The organism is Mycobacterium sp. IDUB_39, assembly GCF_055419205.1.
Genome location: NZ_JBVAXF010000001.1, coordinates 779,896 through 799,147, shown reverse-complemented (window position 1 = coordinate 799,147; position 19,252 = coordinate 779,896). Strand labels below are relative to the sequence as shown.

At 64.2% G+C, this 19,252-nt stretch carries 15 protein-coding genes; 8 read left to right on the top strand and 7 right to left on the bottom strand.

Annotated features, from left to right (window positions below; all coding sequences use genetic code 11):
- Positions 1–30 precede the first annotated feature (30 nt).
- Positions 31–1,218 (top strand): glycosyltransferase family 4 protein, encoded by a 1,188-nt coding sequence (locus ACZY0X_RS03855; protein WP_463768256.1) that lies wholly within the window; start codon positions 31–33, stop codon positions 1,216–1,218.
- An 18-nt stretch (positions 1,219–1,236) separates the two neighbouring features.
- Here ACZY0X_RS03855 and ACZY0X_RS03850 read toward each other — a convergent pair whose 3' ends face one another.
- From ACZY0X_RS03850 to ACZY0X_RS03830, 5 genes are all read right to left on the bottom strand, one after another.
- The gene (locus ACZY0X_RS03850) at positions 1,237–2,469 is read right to left on the bottom strand and encodes a glycosyltransferase (RefSeq protein WP_463768255.1); all 1,233 of its coding nucleotides are present in this window, start codon (positions 2,467–2,469) and stop codon (positions 1,237–1,239) included.
- 66 nt (positions 2,470–2,535) lie between these two features.
- A complete protein-coding gene (locus tag ACZY0X_RS03845; RefSeq protein WP_463768254.1) occupies positions 2,536–4,008 on the bottom strand; it encodes a lipopolysaccharide biosynthesis protein in 1,473 nt (490 codons plus the stop codon).
- Positions 4,005–5,072: a GNAT family N-acetyltransferase gene (locus ACZY0X_RS03840; protein WP_463768253.1), complete on the bottom strand. Its 1,068-nt coding sequence runs from the start codon at positions 5,070–5,072 to the stop codon at positions 4,005–4,007. The genes ACZY0X_RS03845 and ACZY0X_RS03840 overlap by 4 nt, the downstream gene beginning before the upstream one ends.
- A complete protein-coding gene (locus tag ACZY0X_RS03835) occupies positions 5,069–5,899 on the bottom strand; it encodes a JmjC domain-containing protein (RefSeq protein WP_463768252.1) in 831 nt (276 codons plus the stop codon). Before ACZY0X_RS03835 ends, ACZY0X_RS03840 begins: the two co-directional genes overlap by 4 nt.
- Positions 5,896–6,969 (bottom strand): GNAT family N-acetyltransferase, encoded by a 1,074-nt coding sequence (locus ACZY0X_RS03830; protein ID WP_463768251.1) that lies wholly within the window; start codon positions 6,967–6,969, stop codon positions 5,896–5,898. Before ACZY0X_RS03830 ends, ACZY0X_RS03835 begins: the two co-directional genes overlap by 4 nt.
- Positions 6,970–7,368: 399 nt before the next feature.
- Between ACZY0X_RS03830 and ACZY0X_RS03825 the strand changes: the two genes are divergently transcribed.
- From ACZY0X_RS03825 to ACZY0X_RS03805, 5 genes are all read left to right on the top strand, one after another.
- On the top strand, positions 7,369–8,931 hold the full coding sequence (locus tag ACZY0X_RS03825; protein ID WP_463768250.1) for a sugar transferase: 1,563 nt from the start codon (positions 7,369–7,371) through the stop codon (positions 8,929–8,931).
- Positions 8,932–9,003: 72 nt separating this feature from the next.
- Entirely contained in the window at positions 9,004–10,263 is a 1,260-nt protein-coding gene (locus ACZY0X_RS03820; protein WP_463768249.1) for a glycosyltransferase family 4 protein, read from the top strand.
- A 271-nt stretch (positions 10,264–10,534) separates the two neighbouring features.
- Positions 10,535–11,029, top strand: a complete 495-nt coding sequence (locus ACZY0X_RS03815; RefSeq protein ID WP_463768248.1) for a hypothetical protein — start codon at positions 10,535–10,537, stop codon at positions 11,027–11,029.
- Positions 11,030–11,103: 74 nt separating this feature from the next.
- Positions 11,104–13,029, top strand: coding sequence for an O-antigen ligase family protein (locus ACZY0X_RS03810; RefSeq protein ID WP_463768247.1), 1,926 nt, complete (start codon positions 11,104–11,106; stop codon positions 13,027–13,029).
- The gene (locus ACZY0X_RS03805) at positions 13,026–14,171 is read left to right on the top strand and encodes a glycosyltransferase (protein WP_463768246.1); all 1,146 of its coding nucleotides are present in this window, start codon (positions 13,026–13,028) and stop codon (positions 14,169–14,171) included. Before ACZY0X_RS03810 ends, ACZY0X_RS03805 begins: the two co-directional genes overlap by 4 nt.
- Before the next feature lie 43 nt (positions 14,172–14,214).
- Here the strand turns inward: ACZY0X_RS03805 and ACZY0X_RS03800 are convergent, their stop codons facing one another.
- The gene (locus tag ACZY0X_RS03800) at positions 14,215–14,730 is read right to left on the bottom strand and encodes a hypothetical protein (RefSeq protein ID WP_463768245.1); all 516 of its coding nucleotides are present in this window, start codon (positions 14,728–14,730) and stop codon (positions 14,215–14,217) included.
- A 772-nt stretch (positions 14,731–15,502) separates the two neighbouring features.
- Here ACZY0X_RS03800 and ACZY0X_RS03795 point away from each other — a divergent pair.
- Complete coding sequence (locus ACZY0X_RS03795; RefSeq protein ID WP_463768244.1) at positions 15,503–16,783, top strand: carbohydrate-binding domain-containing protein; 1,281 nt, start codon at positions 15,503–15,505, stop codon at positions 16,781–16,783.
- 9 nt (positions 16,784–16,792) lie between these two features.
- Here the strand turns inward: ACZY0X_RS03795 and ACZY0X_RS03790 are convergent, their stop codons facing one another.
- The gene (locus ACZY0X_RS03790; protein WP_463768243.1) at positions 16,793–17,818 is read right to left on the bottom strand and encodes a polysaccharide deacetylase family protein; all 1,026 of its coding nucleotides are present in this window, start codon (positions 17,816–17,818) and stop codon (positions 16,793–16,795) included.
- A 101-nt stretch (positions 17,819–17,919) separates the two neighbouring features.
- Between ACZY0X_RS03790 and ACZY0X_RS03785 the strand changes: the two genes are divergently transcribed.
- Positions 17,920–19,206, top strand: a complete 1,287-nt coding sequence (locus tag ACZY0X_RS03785) for a hypothetical protein (protein ID WP_463768242.1) — start codon at positions 17,920–17,922, stop codon at positions 19,204–19,206.
- Positions 19,207–19,252 lie beyond the last annotated feature (46 nt).

Sequence of the window (19,252 nt, the reverse complement as noted above, 5' to 3'; positions counted from 1 at the left end):
GAGGTGCTACCCACTGAATGGGGCGTGGTTGTGAAACGCATCGTCTTGGTGGAGTTTCCACCGTCCGGCGGCTTGTTCCAGTTCGCACTGCAATTGGGTGAGGCGCTGGCCAAGGACGGCGACCGGGTGGATGTGATCACAGGACCGTCACCGGAACTGGATTCCCGCGTTTCTGGATGCCGGGTACGCAGTATTCTGCCCACCTGGCATCCCACAGCGGGGGCGGGCGCGCCCGAGTGGTGGCGCAAGGCTCGCCGCGCGGTCCGCGGCGTTCAGCATGCCCTGGCGTGGCTGATTCTGATCGGCTACCTGTCCGTGACCCGGCCCGACATCGTGGCGTGGTCCTCATGGCGGTTCCCGGTTGACGGGTGGGGAGTGCAGGTGGTTCGGCGACTGCTGCCCAGGGCGACATTGGTGCTCGTAGCCCACGAGCCCCGACCTCTTGTCGAACAACCCGGACATGACGGCATGTACAAGGCCTCGGCGGCGACGCGCGGTGCGCTGGCCGGAGCCTATGCCGTTCTCGATGTTGTCTATGTACTCGGTGATTCCGCGAAGCAGGTGGTAACTGAGGTCTGGCCGACCACCGCGAGGGTTCGGGTCATGCCGCATGGCGACGAAGGAATCTTCGCCGGAGCCGAGCTGCCGGAGGTGTCGAGTACCCAACCTGTCGCGCTGGTGTTCGGCACGATCACGAACTACAAGGGGATCGACACTCTATGCGCCGCGTGGCCGGCGGTGCGCGCCCGCGTGCCCGCCGCCCAACTCGTGATAGCGGGAGCGCTCAGTGCGGATGTCGACGAGACCGGGCTGCGCAATGAGGTCGACCGGTTGGCCGGCGCGGAGTTGCACGCCGGCTACATCCCCGTGGCGGAGGTCTCAAGCCTTTTCGCGCGTGCACGCTGTGTTGTCTTGCCATACAAGCGCAGTAGCCAATCCGGAGTTGCCCACCTAGCCCACACCCTGGGGCGGCCGGTGGTCGCTTCCCGCGTGGGCGACATACCGTCTGTCGTCATCGACGGAGTATCTGGTCTGCTGGTCGAGCCGGAGGACCCAGTGTCGCTGGCAGCTGCGGTGGTTCGACTCCTCACCGATCAGGAGTATGCGCACGGATTGGGGCGGGAAGGCTGTCGCGCGCTTGCCGATCGGGCGTCCTGGGATCAGGTGGCGGCTGCCTTTCGTGCCGGGCTGCCGGAGCGCAAGCCACCTGTCTGTTGACGTCGACGCCGGCCGAAGTTATCGGGTGTCGGTGACGAAGTGTTCGAAGAGTTCGGCCAGCGTCCCGACGTTGACTCGTAGGTCAAACTCCTTCTCGACGAGGTTGCGACCGCTGCGGGTGCAGCGCTGCGCCAGATCGGGATCGGTCATCATCGTTTCCAGCGCATCGGCCAGTGCCGCCGAATCGCCTGCAGCTGCGAGCAATCCGGTGACCTCGTTGACGACGATCTCCGGGATGCCCGACAACTCGGTGGAGACGGTGGGCACACCGGAGGCCAGGGCCTCCATGAGCGCCACCGGTAGGCCCTCCATCTGGCCATCCCTGGCGATCACACTGGGAAGTACGAAAAGATCGGCATCGGCTAGGGCCTGAGCCACATACGCCTCGTCGCGGGCGCCGAGGAATCGCACCCGATCGGTCAATCCGAGAGAGGCTGCCTGCTGGCGGAGTTGGGTCTCCAGATGGCCGGCCCCGATGAGGTCGAGCCGGATGCGCGATGTCTGTGGGCCACCCGTGGCGAGCGCTTCCAGCAGAAATCGATGTCCCTTGTACTCCTGCAGTGAGGCCACACACAGCGCGGTCACGGGGCCGCTCTGAGGAACTGTGCGTTCGCGGAACTTGTATCGGGACAGGTCAATTCCGCAGTGGACCACTTTGATCGAGGTGCCACTGGGGTTGAGGCCGCGCAGAATCTCCTCATTGAAACGCGAGATCGTGACCACGAATCGGGCATCCGAGACCTTTGTCCGGAGCATCGAATCATCCACATAGAGGTCATGAGCATGGGCCGTGAAGCTGTACCCGACGTCGGCGAGGCGGTGGCAGACCCATGCGGCCAGGGTGGGGTAGGTGGCGTAGTGGGCGTGTATGTGCGAGATAGCGGGATTCCCCGTGATGTGCCGTGCGTGGGCGCACGCCAGCACCAGGGTGATGACTGCCCGGGCGAGGATGCTCGGCCGCCGGTAGTGTTCGCGCAGCACTGTGGTGACCACGTCGAGTAACGCGCGTGGCCGACGGCGCAGTGCCCAGATCAGGCCGCCGATTCCCGCCCGAAGGTCGGGTCGCCGGAGCATCGCGGTCCATCGCCGCGCAACGTCGTGTTCGACGGTATCGGGTGAGGGGAAGAGCGAATACAGTTCCAGGTCGAACGTCCCCCGCTGGGAGAGGGCGTCGAGTTCGCGCACGATGAACGTCTCGGACGTTTGGGGAAACCGGGATACCAGGTACGCGATACACGTTCTATTCGTCATGCTGAGTGCCTACGTGAGTGACGCATCGCGGTGACCACAGTGGATAAGTGTACGAATCGACTCGGGTCATGACCGACTGAGGGCGTGACGAACAACGGCGCGCACCTCCGGAATCGCGTCTCGGCCACCGATCACCAGACCCGCGGCGGCCCCGACGACGCTGGCGGCCACTATTGCCGCCAGCGATCCCAGCCCCGCGTCGGTGAACAGCCTGACCGGAAGTGCCAGCGCCACGATTCCCACCGCTACGCACAGCGCCGGCCGCATGGCAGAGATTCCATTTCGCACAGAGGTTTTCGCCAATCGGCAGCCTAGGACCAGCCGCGTCGGACCGTATAGCACGGTGAACATCAGATGCACCGTGGCGACTGCCGCGATGCCGTGTGGGGATGCGGCTACGAAACCGCCGACCAGCAGGATGGTCAACGGCAGGTTGATGGCCAGAAGCAGGCCGGGGCGCCCCACGGCCGGGAAGATGTCTCCCGAGGCGTAGCCGATTGAGTCGAGTGCCATCGCCAGGCTCAGTATCGTCAGCGGTGCTACCACCGGGAGCCATTGGGGTCCAAGAATGCTGGTGACGACGTCACGCGAGATCAAGGCCAGCACAGTGCCGACCGTGAACCCGAACAAACACGACAGGCGCAGCACCTTGAGCATCGTCTCGCCAAGATCGCTGGCATCGAGGCGGTGAGTTCTGGAGAACACCGGGAACGCAACGCTGGAGAACACCCAGTACGCGACGCCCAAAATCATCTCGGGTATCCGGTAGGCAAGGTTGTAATACCCCAACTCGGTGGGACCCAAGCGGTTTCCGACCACGAGATAGTCCGAGTTCATGCCGATCTCGGACACCACCTTCAGTGCGGTGACCGCGAGGCCGAACTGCAGCATGGCCTTTGCCACGGTGCGATCCAGACGAAGCCTGGGTCGAAACGGGACCAGCATCCAGTTCAATGCCGAACCGGTTACTTCACTGGCCAATATCCCCCAGACGATGGCCCAGGCTCCGAAGCCGGTGAGAGCCAGCGGAATCGACACTGCTGCCCGAGCGATACCTCGGCTGATCTCGACCGCGGATCGCCGACGGTAACGCAGATCCCGCTTGAGGATTGCATCGTGTACTTGGGAGACCCCGCGGAGCAGCAAGAACAGAAACAGTGCCCGGTATATCGATTCCTGACCCGGGGTGTGGAAGAACGCGGCCAGCCAGGGCGTCGCAACCCAGCCGAGGATGGTCAGCGCCACACAGCCGATGACTCCCATGGTGAATGCGCTGTTGAGTCGTTCGGTAACCCCATCTTCCTGTTCGTAGATCACCGCCGCACCAATCCCGAGGTCGAGGATGATCTCCATGTACGCCACCACGGCGAGTGCGGCGGCAACGACGCCGAAATCCTCGGGAACCAACAGCTTTGCCAACAACAGTGTTGTCACGAAAACGGTGATGCGGGTGGAGGCGAACCCCAGGCCGGCCCACAGCAGGCTCTTCACGGCGGTGCGACCGAGGTCCGAGGCCGGCTCCGGGAGCTCTGATCTCATGAGAGCCGAGCCTCGGACCTGTCACTGTCCAGCAGCCGCTTAACGGCTTCGGCGGCAACTCGGGGAGTGGTCCGCGCGACGCGCACCCGGGTGTCGTTCAGCACCCTGTCGCCGCGAAGCGCCTTCCACTCTTGCTCGCCGCGCAGGAAGTCGATCGTGTCGCAGTCCTCGACGCCATTGCAGAGAATCCAGTCGCGCAACACGGTGCCGGCCGACTGCAACACGCTCGGACGCAGTCCGCTGCAGTACAGGTGCGCCGTTGAACGCCACGTCAGGATGTACAACAGTGCTGCGTCGACACCGCCGACCGAGAGCCGGGCGATATGCGCCTGACGGCCCTCGCTGAGCGAGCGGGCGACGGCGCGGTGAAACTGGCGGCGTTCGGCGGTGGCGAAGACCATGGATCGGTCACCGAACCGCTGCTGGTGCAGGGTCATCAGTTCATCGAGCAGTTCCGGGACACGGTGCGGGTCGGACACCAGTTCGACAGTGCCGCAGTTGTTCTCGACGATGTGCTGAACTCGTCGTAGTCGTCGGCGGGCCCACTTTCCGAGCGCGGGTGCGCCCTCGGTCACCCGGGTGGTCCGGATCGGCACGGGTTGGTCGGCGCGAACCACGAACCGGGGCCGATGCATGATCGAACGCAGCGCGGCAGGCAGGGGGCTGTCTGCGGCCATCACCGCCAGATCCAGTAGATCCCAATCGCGGCGCTCTGCGAGATGTCGTGCGATCGCACCGGCCACCGCGTGGCGATCCTCGGGAACCGCCACGACATCAAGGTGATCGGGGCAACTCCACTGCGATCCAGCGACGCCGAGGGTGCGAAGCCCGCCGATGTTGACGACCTCGATCGGCAGCAATCCGACCACCGCGCCAGCTCGCCGGCACAACAGCACCTCGGCAGATTCGACGAGTCCTGCCACCCCGGCCATCGTCGTATACCACTGCTGGGACAGAAACGGGGTGGAGACCGCTCCGCGAGACTGCAGCCGACCCCAGTCGGCCAGTACCGGACCCCCGATGGGAAGGCGCTCCACCTGCAGAGTCGCCAACCCGTCCGTCACCTCCGCCCCCGCATCGCTCGTTGCAGAGCGCGCGTTGCCAGCGACTTCGTCTGGTCGATACGAGCGTTTGTGCCGGGTGGGCGGGGGTTGAGTCCGAGGCTGCGGAGCCGGGCGTTGAGAAACACCGCGTTGTCGAAGGTGTCACTGCGGTTGGTGCGGAACGTCACCGATAGCGAAATCGACGGTTCGTCGAAGACCTCGACGTAGTGCGGGCAGTTCGGCGGAACGTACACCCCGTCCCCGGGCTCGAGGTGGAACGTCTGCGGCTCATTCGGGAGGAATGGCAAATAGCGGTGTCCACCGCGTTGCTTGAGTTCCATCTCGCGCTGCTGCGAAGCGCTGTCCGGCCAGCCGCCGATCGTGATCGCTTTGCTTCCCCGAATCTGCAGCAGGAAGTTCTGCTCGGCGTCATAGTGCGTTGGTGTGATCGACCGGTGCGCCGACACGAAGACGAATCCCTGTTGGTTGTGCGGGGTATCGCCATCGCGCTGTGAGTCTGGGACAGCGGCCAGGCAATCCAGCAGCAACCCGCGGTAACGGGTGGCCTGTTCGATGTTCTTGATCGCCATCCAGGTGCCGAGAAACCCCGGTGTGCGCAGGATTTCAGCGGCAGACGCGTCACTTCTCGCCGTCGGCGCGGCGTAGTGCAAGGTGGGCAGTGCTCCGAAGTTGTGTTCGACGGCATCCGCCGGTAGCTGATCGGTCAGCTGCGCCAGCGCCTCGGCGCCCAGCAAGTCGTTACCGATCAGGTGGTGTCGAACCCGGAACGGGTCGCGGTCGAGGTGGATCCGCCACTGTTCGGCATCGATTTCGAGGATTCGACTCACTTGGCCTCCCCGGAGGAGTGCCGGCGTGTGGACATCGCTGCGAGCGCGTCGATCGGCGATCGTGTTCGGCCGGGTAACGGCACAAGGAAGGTGGCCAGTCTGCGGCGGCCGGTCCACATTCTGTTAATGGTCTCATTGTCGGGATCGGCGCAGGAGTCGACCAATCCCGAAGCCGGGGGTGTGTTGAGCAGTGTCGTGGCTTCGATCATCAGCTGGCGGCCCGGGGAGTACGTGGCAAGGCGTTCGTCGTAGGCGGTCTTGAACCAGTACCGGTGCCCACCGGATTGCAGCACACAAAGCATCGCGACGGCACGGCCATCGGCCTGCAGTGAGAGAAACCGGATTCGTTCACCGAGCGCCGCTCCATCGCACATCGAGCGGAAGAACCCTCCGTGTGCACAGGCGAGCGCACTGCCTCTGGCGCCCTTCCAGCCCGACGCCTCGAGGTCCAGAAAGGTAGCGACGGTGGCAGAGTCGGCGCTCAGGTCGGCGAGGGTCAGGCGGGCGCCCAGTTCCTCTTCCAGTCGTCGTCGCATTCGTCGTAGGTCTTTCACATGCTTACCGCGCAGCCCGATCGCGTCGGTCGTGTTCCGGATGGCGGCACGTTGATAGGGGCGATCAACATGCACACGGGTGCCGCAGCGCTGCGCGGCTACCGCGAGTCCGGAGTGTAGGCCTTCGTCCACCGGGCAGTCGTCGAGCACCAGCAGGTCACCCCGATGGGAATCGGCGAGCACGGTGATCAGAGCTTGGGCGGCTCCGGCGGGATCGGAGCCGTCGAGCAGAGGCGCGCCAAGGAAGGCGTAGGGATGCTGCCAGGTGCGGATGGTCTGCAGCGGAAGCCTCTTCCAGTAGCGGCCGCGCCATACCGGAAGGCAGGCATCGATTCGCACCTCGTCTCCGCACACGGCCAGCGCCAGCGAGTCAGGCGCCCGGAGGTGTCGGACTGCCGAGAGGAAGAACTCTGGCTCGTGGCAGGGGTTGGGCTCTGTCGCTCGTGTTGCTAGTTCCGCCCAGGCATCGACGAGGCGCGGGGTGATCTGTTCGAAGGGGACGATGCGACCACGCACCAGGGTCAAGCTACCCGATCGGAGCATGTGCGGAGAGTTGGCGGCTCACTGTTCGCGGGGAACCGACCCAATAATGATGCGCCGAGCCCCATTGATTGCTCATTCTGCACGATCGGGAGCAAATGATGCTGCGCATCCGTGCTCGTCACATGGTGGGTTGGATCTTGCTGAGACAGTCAAGGCAACGTCACGAAACTTCACGATCTGAGGATAGCTGCACATCAAGCGAGTATCTAGAGATGTAGGGACCTGATTAGCAAGTAGTTGCAAACTAACTGAATCTGCACTATGACGTAGATCACGCTCAGTTGCGCTAGGGCATTGTTGTCCGATGGGTTAATTTATGAAAATTAGCTGAAACTGCACCACCGGGAACAAAAGAAAGCACAGTGATCGTCGATGTCCACAGGCCTGCCCACTGGTCTGCCCGCGGCTTTGCCCGTGGATGTGCCGCACCCCTTTAGTGCGTCAGCAGACGGCGCGGTCGGCCGCCTGCTGAGCAGTGCGAGCGCGGGTGTCGTCGACGGCGGCCTGTGGCGACGGCAGTACCGCAGGCGGATGGTCATCGTCGACGCCGTGGCCATCATCGGTGCTGTTCTGCTCGCCCATGTGGGCCGGTTCGAGCTGTTGGCCGGCGATGGCCCACGGGCCGATTCCGCCTCGGCCAAGGCCGCAGTGCTGTCGGTACTGCTGGCCGCGGCATGGTTCATTGCACTGGATGTGGTGCAGTCCCGGGACATCTCGCTGGTTGGAGTGGGTAGCGAGGAGTACCGCAGGGTGGTGTCAGCCACCGCGTGGGTATTCGGCTTGGTCGCGGTGTGCAGCCTGATCGCGCAGACCCAGTTCTCCCGCGGCTACCTGGTCATTGCACTCCCGGTCGGCTTGGTGGGCCTGATTGGCGGACGGCACATTCTGCGCCGCAACCTTGGCAAGAGGCGCGCGCGCGGTGAGTTCATGACGCGTGTCGTCGTGCTGGGGAAGCCCGATTCGATCTCGGTGCTCTGCGACTACCTGTCGCGTTCCACGCCCGCCGGATACCAGGTGGTCGGCGTCTGCATTCCCGAATTCGAGGGTGCGCCAGGCCAGTTCCTCACCGTCCCAGGCGGCTCGCTTCCGGTGCTCGGTGACCAGCATTCGGTGGAGATTGCGCTACGACTGACCAATGCCGACGCCCTAGCGGTTACCGCGGTTGAGCAGCTGGGTCAGGACAACATGAAAAAACTTGCCTGGCAACTAGATTCACTTGACATCGACATGATCGTGGTTCCCGGAATGGCCGATGTCGCCGGTCCTCGGCTCAAGCTGCGGCCGATCGACAATCTGCCGCTGTTCCACATCGCCCGTCCGCGTTACGACGGGCCGTCATCGCTGGGCAAACGAGTGTTCGACCTCGTCTTCGCAATTCTGGCCCTGGTGGCGATCATTCCGATCATGATCGTCGTTGCGGTCGCGATCAAGTTGGACAGTCCCGGACCGGTGATCTTCCGACAGGAGCGAGTTGGTCAGCACGGCAAGCGATTCCGCATTCTGAAGTTCCGGACGATGGTGGTCGGCGCGGAGTCGGTGCAGGACAAGGAACGCGCCGCGACACAGTCCGGCGATGAGATCTTCTTCAAGTCCGCCGCAGACTCCCGGATCACCCGTGTGGGCCGCTTCTTGAGAGCCACCAGCATCGATGAGCTGCCACAGCTCTTCAACGTCGTGGGTGGTTCCATGAGCATCGTCGGGCCGAGGCCACTGGCGCCCGGCGAGGGTGAGTCAGTTGTGCATTTCGTACAGCGCAGGGCGTTGGTCAAACCCGGTATGACAGGCCTGTGGCAGGTGTGCGGGCGCTCAGATGTCTCGGAGGCCGAGCGAATCAGGCTCGACCACTCCTATGTCGACAACTGGTCTGGAGTGCAGGACCTGATCATCATCTTTCGGACGATCCGCACAGTCCTCAAACGTGAGGGAGCCTACTGACGGCCGGGCTTGCCTCAGAACAGGTTTCGCTGCGCAGCGCGCAAGTTTGTCAGCACATCGAATGGAGTCCACGTGCCACAGTCGGCCGCTCTGCTGAGTGCGGTACAGCCCTACCCGGCCGACGCCGGGAAGAAAGTCGTTCTCGCCGGCTTCGTCGAGTACCTGGTCGACCGGCTGGGATCCGAGAATGTTCACTACATTCTCATCGGTGGTGAACCTGCCCCCAAATTTCCCACCCGGCTGCACCGGATTCCCGGGCCCAGCGTGGCTGCCGCCCTCGGCAATGTCATGAGCAGGGCGGCGATCGGGCGAGCGAGCCTGCAGGAGTCCCTGTTGCGTAGCCGAACCGTCGGCACCATGATCAGCCGTACCCTCGATGGGGTTCGGGCAGATCTGGAGATCTACGACACCATCCGGATGGGTCAGTATGCGCAAACCTCGGCATCGGCCCAGCAGATCTGCTATCTCGATGACCTGTTCTCGCAGCGGTACGAATCGATGCTTCAAGCCACGCGGACCTTTCCTGATGTAGACATCGCCCCACTGGGAAATTTCGCCACCCACGTCCCGGCGCGATTGCGGCCGTTGGCGACCAACAAGGTGAGCCAAGAGCTGCTGTTGAGAGCTGAGCAGCGGCTAGTACGGTGCAGCGAGGACGCTAGCGCAGCACAGTTTTCCTCTGTTCTCTTGATGAACGAGTCGGAGGCCGCACTGCTGCGCGGCCGCACCGCCAGTCCAGACGGCCGGGTGCGGTCGATACCTCCACTTATCAACGAGCCCAAATTCTTTCGTGACTATCGCGGTGCGCCCGAGTTCGTCTTCCTGGGGCTGTTGAGTCTTCCGCACAACGATGACGGACTCCGAGCGTTCCTCACCGATGTGTGGCCCAAGGTGAGATCCGCCCAACCGCAAGCCGTATTGCGCGTCATCGGAAAGGACCCGCGGCCCGGTCTGCTCGACGAAGTCGCACGGCACGGCGACAGTGTGGTCTTGGAGGGCTACGTCGATGACCTGGGAGCGCTTCTGGGTCGAGCGGCAGCATTGATCAACCCGCTGCGATTCGGCTCGGGTATCAAGTTGAAGATCATCGAGGGTCTCGGCCGCGGGGTTCCCATTGTCTCGACGACGATCGGCGCCGATGGCGTCGCTGTCGGTGCCGACCAGGGGGTTCTGGTGTCCGACGACAACGACGAGATGGCCGACCTTTTACTCGATCTGACGCGACTGGACCGAAACACCGAACTCGCCGCTGCCGCGCACGACCACTTCCGCCGATGCTACGGACGGACGGCGGTATATGACTGCTACGACAGGGCCTTCGGCGGGAGTTAGCTGTGGATTAGAGTGTACCCAGGCGCGGAGGTGGAGCTTGCCTGCGTGTTATCGCGTTGGCGGCGCCTCGAACCGCACGGCGCGCAGAGAAGTCCGGAAGGGAACGGGTGTGGACAGATCCCTGTTGGCGCGGATGTGGCTAATCACAACTGGATTCGCACTGCTCGGTTTGCTGGTCGGCTTGCTCGCGGCGTCAGTCCTGATCGGGCGGGAATCGCAACGCTATACGGCCGAAGTTAGCCTGGCGATGCTGCCTTCCCCTCAGGTTCCAGTGACCCAGGCGCCCGGATTCTGGGAAGTGCTCAGCCGTGGACAGGCAACTCGCTCAGCGGCGATCGTCCTTGCGGATCCCAAGCGGTTGGCCGCCGCGGCGGCTGCGGCAGGTGTTCCGGAGTCCGAGCTGAGCCTGGCCGCCGGCGCGATCGTGGACACCACGCTGGTCAGTGTGACTGTTCAGGCCAATTCCGCCCTGTCGGCGCAGCGAGCACTCGACAGCGTGGTTGCGCAGGCGATCGTCCCGGCGGCCAGCGCATCGGGTCCGTTCCGGCTGGAAGCTGTGAGATCCACGGTCAGTGACAGCGGATCAGAGCCCACCCGTGCCCAGATTCTCGTCGCACTCGGGTTCGCCGGTGTCCTGCTGGGTGGAGGGCTGGGGATGTTGGTCAGCAGAACGGCATCGCGGCGAGGGCAGAGCAGCAACGAGGCCGGCGAGACCGCGCGCAGTCGCGCTGCAGAAGGGCCCGTTGGGCAGACATCGCGACGATGAACTCCGGGACGCTGACGACGGTCAAACCCGGCCGGCTCCTAGCTATCTCCGCAATGGGGTGTGGGTTGGTAGCGATGAGCGTCGCCCTCGTCGGGCCACTGGCGACCGCCATCGCGGTGGCCGGCGTGTGTGGTGTGTGGGCGGCCTGGCATGTAGTGCGACGGCCCGCGGTGACGGCGATGACGATGGTTGTCATCGAGGTCACGAACCTCTCCGGTGTGGCCGCTTCGCACAGCTCGGTGCCGATATTTCAGGCATCGCTGGCCATGGGCGTCATCGCGGTGGTGATTGCCCTGAGCCAGGCGCCGCTGCGTCACCGGCTCAACCGCGGCACCGCGATATGCATCGGCTTGGTGGGCATATACCTGTTTGTCGAGTGCCTGGCGGTGCTCGGTAGCCAGGACGTTTCCACCTCGATATCGGTCGTGCTCGGCTCGGTGTCGGACTGCGCGTTTCTGATCGTCATGCTCCTGCTCATTCAGATGAGCCGATCCTGGTGGGCGATAGCCGGTTCCGTCGTGATACCGCTGGCTGTGATCTCCGCGCTCACGGTCCTCAACCAGGTCGTGTTCGGCGGTGCCCAGCCGTTCGGCGGGTTTGCCACGGTCACGGAGGCATCTGGTGAACTGGTTACCACCCTGCGATTCGGGGGACCGTTGCCCGATTCCAACTTCTGGGGCCGACATCTGGTGCTGGGCCTCCCATTTGCAGCCGCGCTGCTCGGTCGCGCTGTCCGATCGGCGCGCCGCTGGCAAATCTGGGGGTGGTCTACTGCGGTGGTATTGCTGCTCGCCGGCATCTATCTGACCCAATCCCGCGGCACGATCATCACCACGGGTATCGCGATGGCCATCTGGGTGATCATGAGCGGTCCCAGCGCCCGCAAGTACGGGTTGCGGAGTCTGCCGCTGTTGACACTCGTGTTGGTCATTCCAGGGGTGGGCAACCGATTGGTTGCCCTGGTCGCTGATGTCACACGCGCTGGGGCGACCTATGTTGTCGATCCTTCGGTGTTGGGACGCATGGCAGCCCAGGAGATCGCCTGGGCGATGTTTGCGGATCGACCTTGGTTCGGATTCGGACCCGGCGCGTATCCGCTGGAGGTGCCGAATTTTGCCGGCATGGTGGCCACCGCAGTCCTGGAGCCCACCGACGGGGCGCACAACCTCTACGCCCAGATCGCCGCGGAGACCGGGATTGTCGGACTCGTGGGTTGGGCGGTGATGGTGCTGGGGTTCGTCGGGTGTATCGGCCTCCGGGCGTTGCGGATACCGCCGGAACGATTCCCGGCCGAGCGCGCGTTGGCCGCCGCAGCGTTGGCCGCCATCGTGGGTTGGTCGATTGCGAGTGTGTTCTTGCATCTCGCCTACTTCCGGACCTTTGCCATCTGCCTCGCCTTCGCTGGCGCCCTTGGCAGCAGCGCGCTGCCGGGATTGCGCACGCGGATCCCCTTGGAACGAGCACAGGTTCAGCGGGCGACGGCCGCGATCTTGCTCGGGACTGCCGCGGCTGCGGGGGTATTCGCGTTGGCGCCAGTACGTGCTCAAACGACTGCCAGTCAGCACGTCACACTGCTACCCACCGCACAGATGTCCGGCTACTACGCGTATGCACTCGACGTCCGGTCGCGAACTGCGGTGCTACCCAGCTACGCGGCGATGATCGTCGGAGGGCAACCCGCAGTGGTGGCGGTGGCTGACACGGTCCGCGGGATAATCGATATCAGCGTCACGGACCCGGATCCCGTGGCGGCATCGGCAGCCTTGGATACCGCCCTGATCCAAGGGCGGGTCAACCTGGCTGACCTAGAGGCTGACTCCTGGTACTCCATAACCCGGATTGGCGAGGCCACCGAGGTGACCGATCGCAGCGTCGCGCCGGTCTGGATAGTCGGGGCTCTGCTTGCGGGCGTGGCGACGGCGGCGGCAACCGGACTGATGCTGCGCCTGTGGCATCGCCAGACCTCTGGCGGACATCGACTGAAAGGGCAGCGGGTATGACCGGCGATGAACCAGCGGGCAGTGCCAACCGCACTCCCATCCGCGTATTGATGGTCCTCGACACCTTCAGCTTCGGTGGCGCGGAGAACCTCATAGTCGAGTTGGCACGCTATGGTCCGCGGGCCCTCGACATCTCGGTGGCCAGCCTGTCTCCACAACGCCCAGATCGTGACGCGATGGCCGGCCGACTCGCTGAGGTCGGGATGCGTCCGCACTATCTCACGGTCCGTCGCTTGTTAGACGTACCCGGGTTCGTGAGACTGGTCCGCGCTTTGCGGCGGGCGCCGGTGGATGTGGTGCACGCGCACCTCGACTACTCGGCGATTCTGGTGCCGGTGGCCGCGCGAATAGCGGGCAAGCCGGTGGTCGCCACCCTTCATGTGAGTCCGCAGCCGGGTCTTGGGTGGGCGGGGCGGCTCAAGGAGCGGCTGTCGGTTCGGATCCCCGCGCGGCTGGGCCGATTGGCCTTTGTCTCCCAACACATTCACGACGTGTACGCACATAGATACGGGCCGGCTCGACAGACGTGGCGGGTCATTCCCAACGGTGTGGACCTCGCGCGCTACCAGGGCCGACGGGGTCAACAGCCACAGTCGTCGCCGGTGTGGGCGGTCGTCGCTGCACTGCGTCCGGACAAGAACCACGCAGATCTCATCGCCGCTTGGCAGCGTGTCGTGGAAGCGTTCCCCGATGCGCGCCTGCTGATCGTCGGCGATGGGCCGACCCGCCCAGCCCTCGAGCAGCAGGTGCTCGCGGGTGGGCTTGGTGATTCGATCGAGTTTCTCGGCCGCCGCGAGGACGTGCCGCAGATTCTGCGGTCCGTGGACGGCGTGGTCTCGGCCTCGGTGGACGAGGCGTTGCCGACAGCGCTCATCGAGGCCGGCGCCTGCGGACTACCGGTGGTCGCGGCCGACGCCGGCGGGACCCGCGAGATCGTCAAGGACCGCGTCAACGGCAGGTTGGTTCCGCTGCGTGACGTCGACGCCCTTGCCGAGGCGTTGGTGAGCACGATCGGAGATGCCGAATTCGCCCGAGATTGTGGCGCGCAGGCTCGGGCCATGGCCGAGGAGAATTATTCATTGCCGGCGTGGGTTGCCCGACTGGGTGGTCTCTACCGCGAGGTGATCGACGAATCCCGTTGAGGCGGCCGACTTTCCGATGCGAGTGCCCGATCCACCGCCAGGGTCATGCGGGGGGTACCGCGCCGTCCCCGGGGGTGCTGGGACGCGACAGGTATTCGGCGCAGTCATCAGGGGAGCGGCCTGTCTGCGCGATGCACAGGGCGACTGACGGGTTGGTGCCGGCTGCCGCCTGATTGGTCACCACTCCCTGATCTGGGACCAGCGACCACAAGTAGGTGTCGGTATCCCAGAGGTTGACGCAGTACGTGACCGAACCGTCGACGGCGACCGAGTTGCTGCTTTCGGGATGGCAGGGCGTGCCGACCACCGCCACCGGCCACGGATTGCCGGGTGGTGGGGGCGCGGCGTTGATGTCCGGGGCGGCGGGTGGCTCGACGGGGACGCTGCTGATTGCCGGGGCGGGTGGCTCGACGGCCACGCTGCTGATTGCCGGGGCGGCCGCCTGGTCCTGCGCGGTGTCCGGAGCGTAGCGAGTCAGGATCGCGCTGATGGCGCCGACCAACAACACAACCGTCACGACGCCCGCGATCGCACCGATCCATCGGTCGGAACGGGACATGGTTCGAATTGGTGGTGGATCGACTCCCAGGCTTCCGACGTCGCCGACGTGTGCCGTCCACTTCGAGCCGTCCCAGTACCGATACTGGTGACGGTCGAAGGGGTCCGTGGTCCAACGTCCTGAGGGCGACTGTGTTGACCCGGCCAGTGGAGAGGCGGCGGGGCCCCCGCACTGTCCGCAGAACTTCTGTCGCAACGGCACTGTGTGGCCGTTCGGGCAGATTGCCACGGATGTCTGCGTCGACGAGCCGCATTCCCCGCAGAACGGTTGGTTCTCGGGGTTCTGATGCCCGTTGGCGCAAGTCTGCATCGCGCGCTCCCTTTCCGGCCGGCACCCGCCGGCATCCGCAGTACTGGTGGCCACGGCCAACCCCATCGTATGTCCGCGGAGTGGTCGCCGATTCCTGCGGTGCTCTCGTGGCAAGCATGATATATGCGCCGGGTTCCTTCTCGATAGCATAGTGATGGCGTCGGGTTCGCGTAGATGTATTGCGAGAGAGACGTTTTCGCCTCAACGCTGCCAAACGGCCTTCATGCCGACAACCGTCAGGTTGTTACCGAAGTGATGCCCGAAGGTCATTGTTAAAAGAGTGGGGCAAGTGGAAGCTGTCTTCCGACTGGAAGAACCACCGCCACCACCGGGAGTGTCTGTGCCGATTGCCCGAGTTGCCGCGCTGCTTTCGCTGACTGTCGCTGTCGTGGTTGCCTTTCAGTACCCCGGCACGGCCACTGCGGCAACCCCTTTGGAGGCCGATACCTTCACGGTGTTACCGGTGAGTAGCGGTTCCGTCATCACCGATTCGACGGCCTCCGGCGGAAGCGCATTGCGACTAACTCGCAACGGCACCGCCTCGATCGGACTGACACCGGACTCCGTATCGAAGGTGGTGATTCGCGCCAGAGGCAGCCAGTGCCTGGGGGCACCGCGAATGACTGTGTACGTCGCAGGGAAGAGCGTCGCCGGCTTCAACGTCACTGCCACCAAGTGGACGAACTACACCGTGGATGTGGCCATTCCGAGTGGCTCCCAGCAGCTGGGTATCGGATTTAACAACGATCTTGCGGTGGGCAACGTGTGCGATCGAAACCTGATGGTGGACACCGTCGAGACGATCTCCAGTGTCGTTACCACCACGCCGACGACCACCACGCCGACGACGACCACGCCGACGACGACCACCACGCCACCCGATGGATCCGGCGCGACGGCAAGCGTTCCCTTCAGCGCGACCAGCCCGTTCCGGACTCCGATTTCCCAGAATGCTCAAATTGACCCGAAAAGCGCGGCGATGGTCGCCCGGATCTCTCGGGACAACGCCATGTACGCCAATCTCGTTGAGTTTGGTATTCCGGTCTACACCGCCACCTCGACGACGCCGCGGTACACCGTGACTTGTACCGTCACCAACTGGGGTCCATGCCCGTTCAAGGGCTTGCAGGTGCCGATCCCGACCGGCGCCAAGCCCAGCCCGGGTTCCGACGGCGCCATGGTGGTGGTCGATGAGGCTGCCCAGCGGACCTACGAGTTCTGGCAGGGTCGGCTCATCGGTGGGACGTGGACGGCCGGTTGGGGGGCTGTCCACAACCTCGCGGGTTCGGGGTGGGGCGGCACCGGTGCCGGAACCGCATCGGGCGCATCGCGGCTCGGCGGGGTGATCAGAACTGCCGAGATCGCGGCTGGTGAGATCCCGCATGCACTGGCGCTGCAGACCGACAATCCTTGTCGGACGGTCTTCCGTCCGCCGGCCATCAAGACAGATGGAGGTTCCGATCGCGCCGACTGCATACCGGAAGGTGCCCGTGTTCGACTCGATCCGGCTGTCGATCTCGGAGCACTGAATCTGGCACCCGCGGTGCGGGCCGTCGGGCGCGCTTTGCAAACATATGGCGCCTACATCGTTGATAACGGCGGTGCGCCGCTGAGCGTCAGCTTCGAAATGGTGCCTGGTGCCACGTCAGCGTCGATCGGCAGCACCTACCAACAAGCTGGGTTGCGCTGGGACTACGACGGCCTGCCGGGGCTGCCCTACAACCGGTTGCAGGTCCTCGAATAACCCCAGCCGTCAGCCGAGCGGGTGGCCGGACACCAAGAGTTTGAATGCCGGCCACGAAAGGTCACTGCCGATCGGTACGCGCGGGAGCGCCAGCGGATCGTCGCCTGCATCGGCGAATCCATATGACGTCGACAACGCCCACCGCACACCGCAGCGGCGTAGCGCCGACTTGGCTCTGTCATCGAAGTCCTGCGCGCGACCGTTGGGATAGGCGAAGATTCGAGGTGGACTGCCGACCGCATGACCGACAGCTGCGCACGACTCGGTGATTTCGATGTCGACCTTGTCGTCGTGGCAGCGCGACAGAATCGGATGGGTTGCCGTGTGCGGGTGGAGACTGATCAACCCATCGTCGGCGAGTGCTTCGGCCTCGTCCCAGGAGAGAAGTTGAAACGGGCCGGGATCGGTGTGCCCCGATTGACCCAGTGCGGCGACGAGATCATCGAGCCGTTCCAAACGTTGCGCGTCGGGCAGGTCCTTGAATCGGTGCACCGCCGATGCGTAGCTCGTCTCTCGGTCGGCAGTGGAACTCAGGGGCATGACTCCCAGCCCGATCGGGCCGAGATCGACCTGCGTCGCGGTCGTGCGGGCGAAGGCCAACCAGAGCCGATCCGGCCACAAGGTGGTCGGCGTGCCCATCGGCCCGGTGGCCAGGAAGACTGCGGCGGGTAGCCGAAGGTCGCGCAGTATCGGTGAGGCGTGCGTCAGCAGATTTCGGGTGCCATCGTCGAAGGTCAATGCCGCCGCATTGTCGGGCAGCCGACCGGACTGCATCTGGTCTAGGGCCGCGGCGAGGGGCAGCACCGTGAAATGCCTACGAACGTAGTCAAGCTGGCGCCGCAGGGTATCGCTGTCCGTCACATGCCAGCATGCCGGTGTCAGCGGCTTCGGTTCGACGCCGTGGAACATGAGGATGGTCAGCCGCCCGCGGTTGCGGCGCCGAGCCAACGCCGGTGCCCCCGCGGCGCACCGCAATCGATCGACGGCTTCCCCGGCGAGAGGACGCCAGCGTGCCAGCGCAGCGCTAGATGCCATAACTTGACCCTAGTAGGTGGCTCCGGCCACTCCAATCACACGGAAATTCGGCGATTCTCGCGAGTGTCCACGAGCGCCCACATCTCTGTCATCATTAGCCGGTGATCGGTCGGCAACCCGTATTGGACGATGTCGAGGGCCCGCCCTCAGAAGATTCGAGCAAACCCGCGAGAGCTGAGATCAAGCGTGACCTGATCCGCGCACTGTTGCTCGCGGTCGGGGTCACATGCGCGTACGTGTTGTCCATCTTCACGATCGGGCGGTACTACACCCCGATCTCACAGTTCGACGAATTGGCGCAGGCATTCCTACAGGGACACCTCAATATCGAGAATCCATCGACGACGCATGATCTGACTGGCAGCGGCGGAAAGTGGTACGTCCCCTTCCCTCCGCTGCCCGCGCTGATGCTGCTTCCTGCGGTCGCACTTCTCGGTGTCGAGCACACCTACACCACGGCCTTCGAATGTGCGATCGGTGGCGCCAATGTGGCACTGGCGTACTTGATCGTTCGGGCACTGAGCCGTCGCGGACTGTCGCAGGCGACACAGCTGCACGCGGTGCTGCTCGCCCTTATGGTCGGGTTCGGCACCGTGCACTGGTACATGTCGATCCAGGGCTCGGTCTGGTTCCTCGGCCAGGTTTGCGCCCTGATGTTCGCGTTGCTGGCCGTGTGGCTTGCGGTTGAATTCCGTGCCACCACATGGGCCGGTGTCGCGCTCGCAATCGCAATGCTCGGCAGACCGACGATGGTGCTGATGGCGCCGCTGCTCATCGCGTTGTGCGTGATCGCGAGCCGCGGAACCGGCACAACCGACCGCTCGGCAGTGCTGCGCCGTGTCGCTGCCGCGCTGGCTCCGGCGGCCGTCAGTGTCGGCCTGCTGGCTGCCTACAATTACGCCAGGTTCGGAGACCCCACCGACTTCGGATATTTCGACCAGAATGTCGATTTCGTGTTGCGTACTGTCCTCGACAAATACGGACAGTTCGACCTGCACTACGTTCCGCACAATCTGTGGTCGATGTTTCTCGCCGGACCAGTCTGGGAACCGACGACGGGAACGATGCATCCGCACGTCGACGGAATGAGTATCCTGCTCACGACCCCCGCGCTGATATTCCTGGTGTTCACGTTCAGGAAGACGACCCTGAATGTGGGCGCGTGGATTTCGGTTGCGCTGCTGCTGGTTCCGTTGCTGCTCTACTACAACACCGGTTGGGTGCAGTTCGGATACCGCTTCATTCTGGATGCCATGCCGTGCCTGCTGGTCCTGCTTGCGACCTATGTGAACAAGGACACCAGCAAATGGTTCTGGGCACTGGTGGGATGCGGGGTGCTGGTGAATGCGTGGGGCGTGGCGTGGTACTTCCCGCCCGACCTGAACTAGAGCACTAGATCAGTGAATTGATGCCTGGGTACGACGAATCCAGGAT

Bases quoted from the DNA above. Each gene is read 5' to 3' on its own strand.
- ACZY0X_RS03850 (WP_463768255.1), bottom strand. From the start codon at position 2,469: ATGACGAATAGAACGTGTATCGCGTACCTGGTATCCCGGTTTCCCCAA.
- ACZY0X_RS03845 (WP_463768254.1), bottom strand. From the start codon at position 4,008: ATGAGATCAGAGCTCCCGGAGCCGGCCTCGGACCTCGGTCGCACCGCC.
- ACZY0X_RS03825 (WP_463768250.1), top strand. From the start codon at position 7,369: ATGTCCACAGGCCTGCCCACTGGTCTGCCCGCGGCTTTGCCCGTGGAT.
- ACZY0X_RS03810 (WP_463768247.1), top strand. From the start codon at position 11,104: ATGAGCGTCGCCCTCGTCGGGCCACTGGCGACCGCCATCGCGGTGGCC.
- ACZY0X_RS03805 (WP_463768246.1), top strand. From the start codon at position 13,026: ATGACCGGCGATGAACCAGCGGGCAGTGCCAACCGCACTCCCATCCGC.
- ACZY0X_RS03800 (WP_463768245.1), bottom strand. From the start codon at position 14,730: ATGTCCCGTTCCGACCGATGGATCGGTGCGATCGCGGGCGTCGTGACG.
- ACZY0X_RS03790 (WP_463768243.1), bottom strand. From the start codon at position 17,818: ATGGCATCTAGCGCTGCGCTGGCACGCTGGCGTCCTCTCGCCGGGGAA.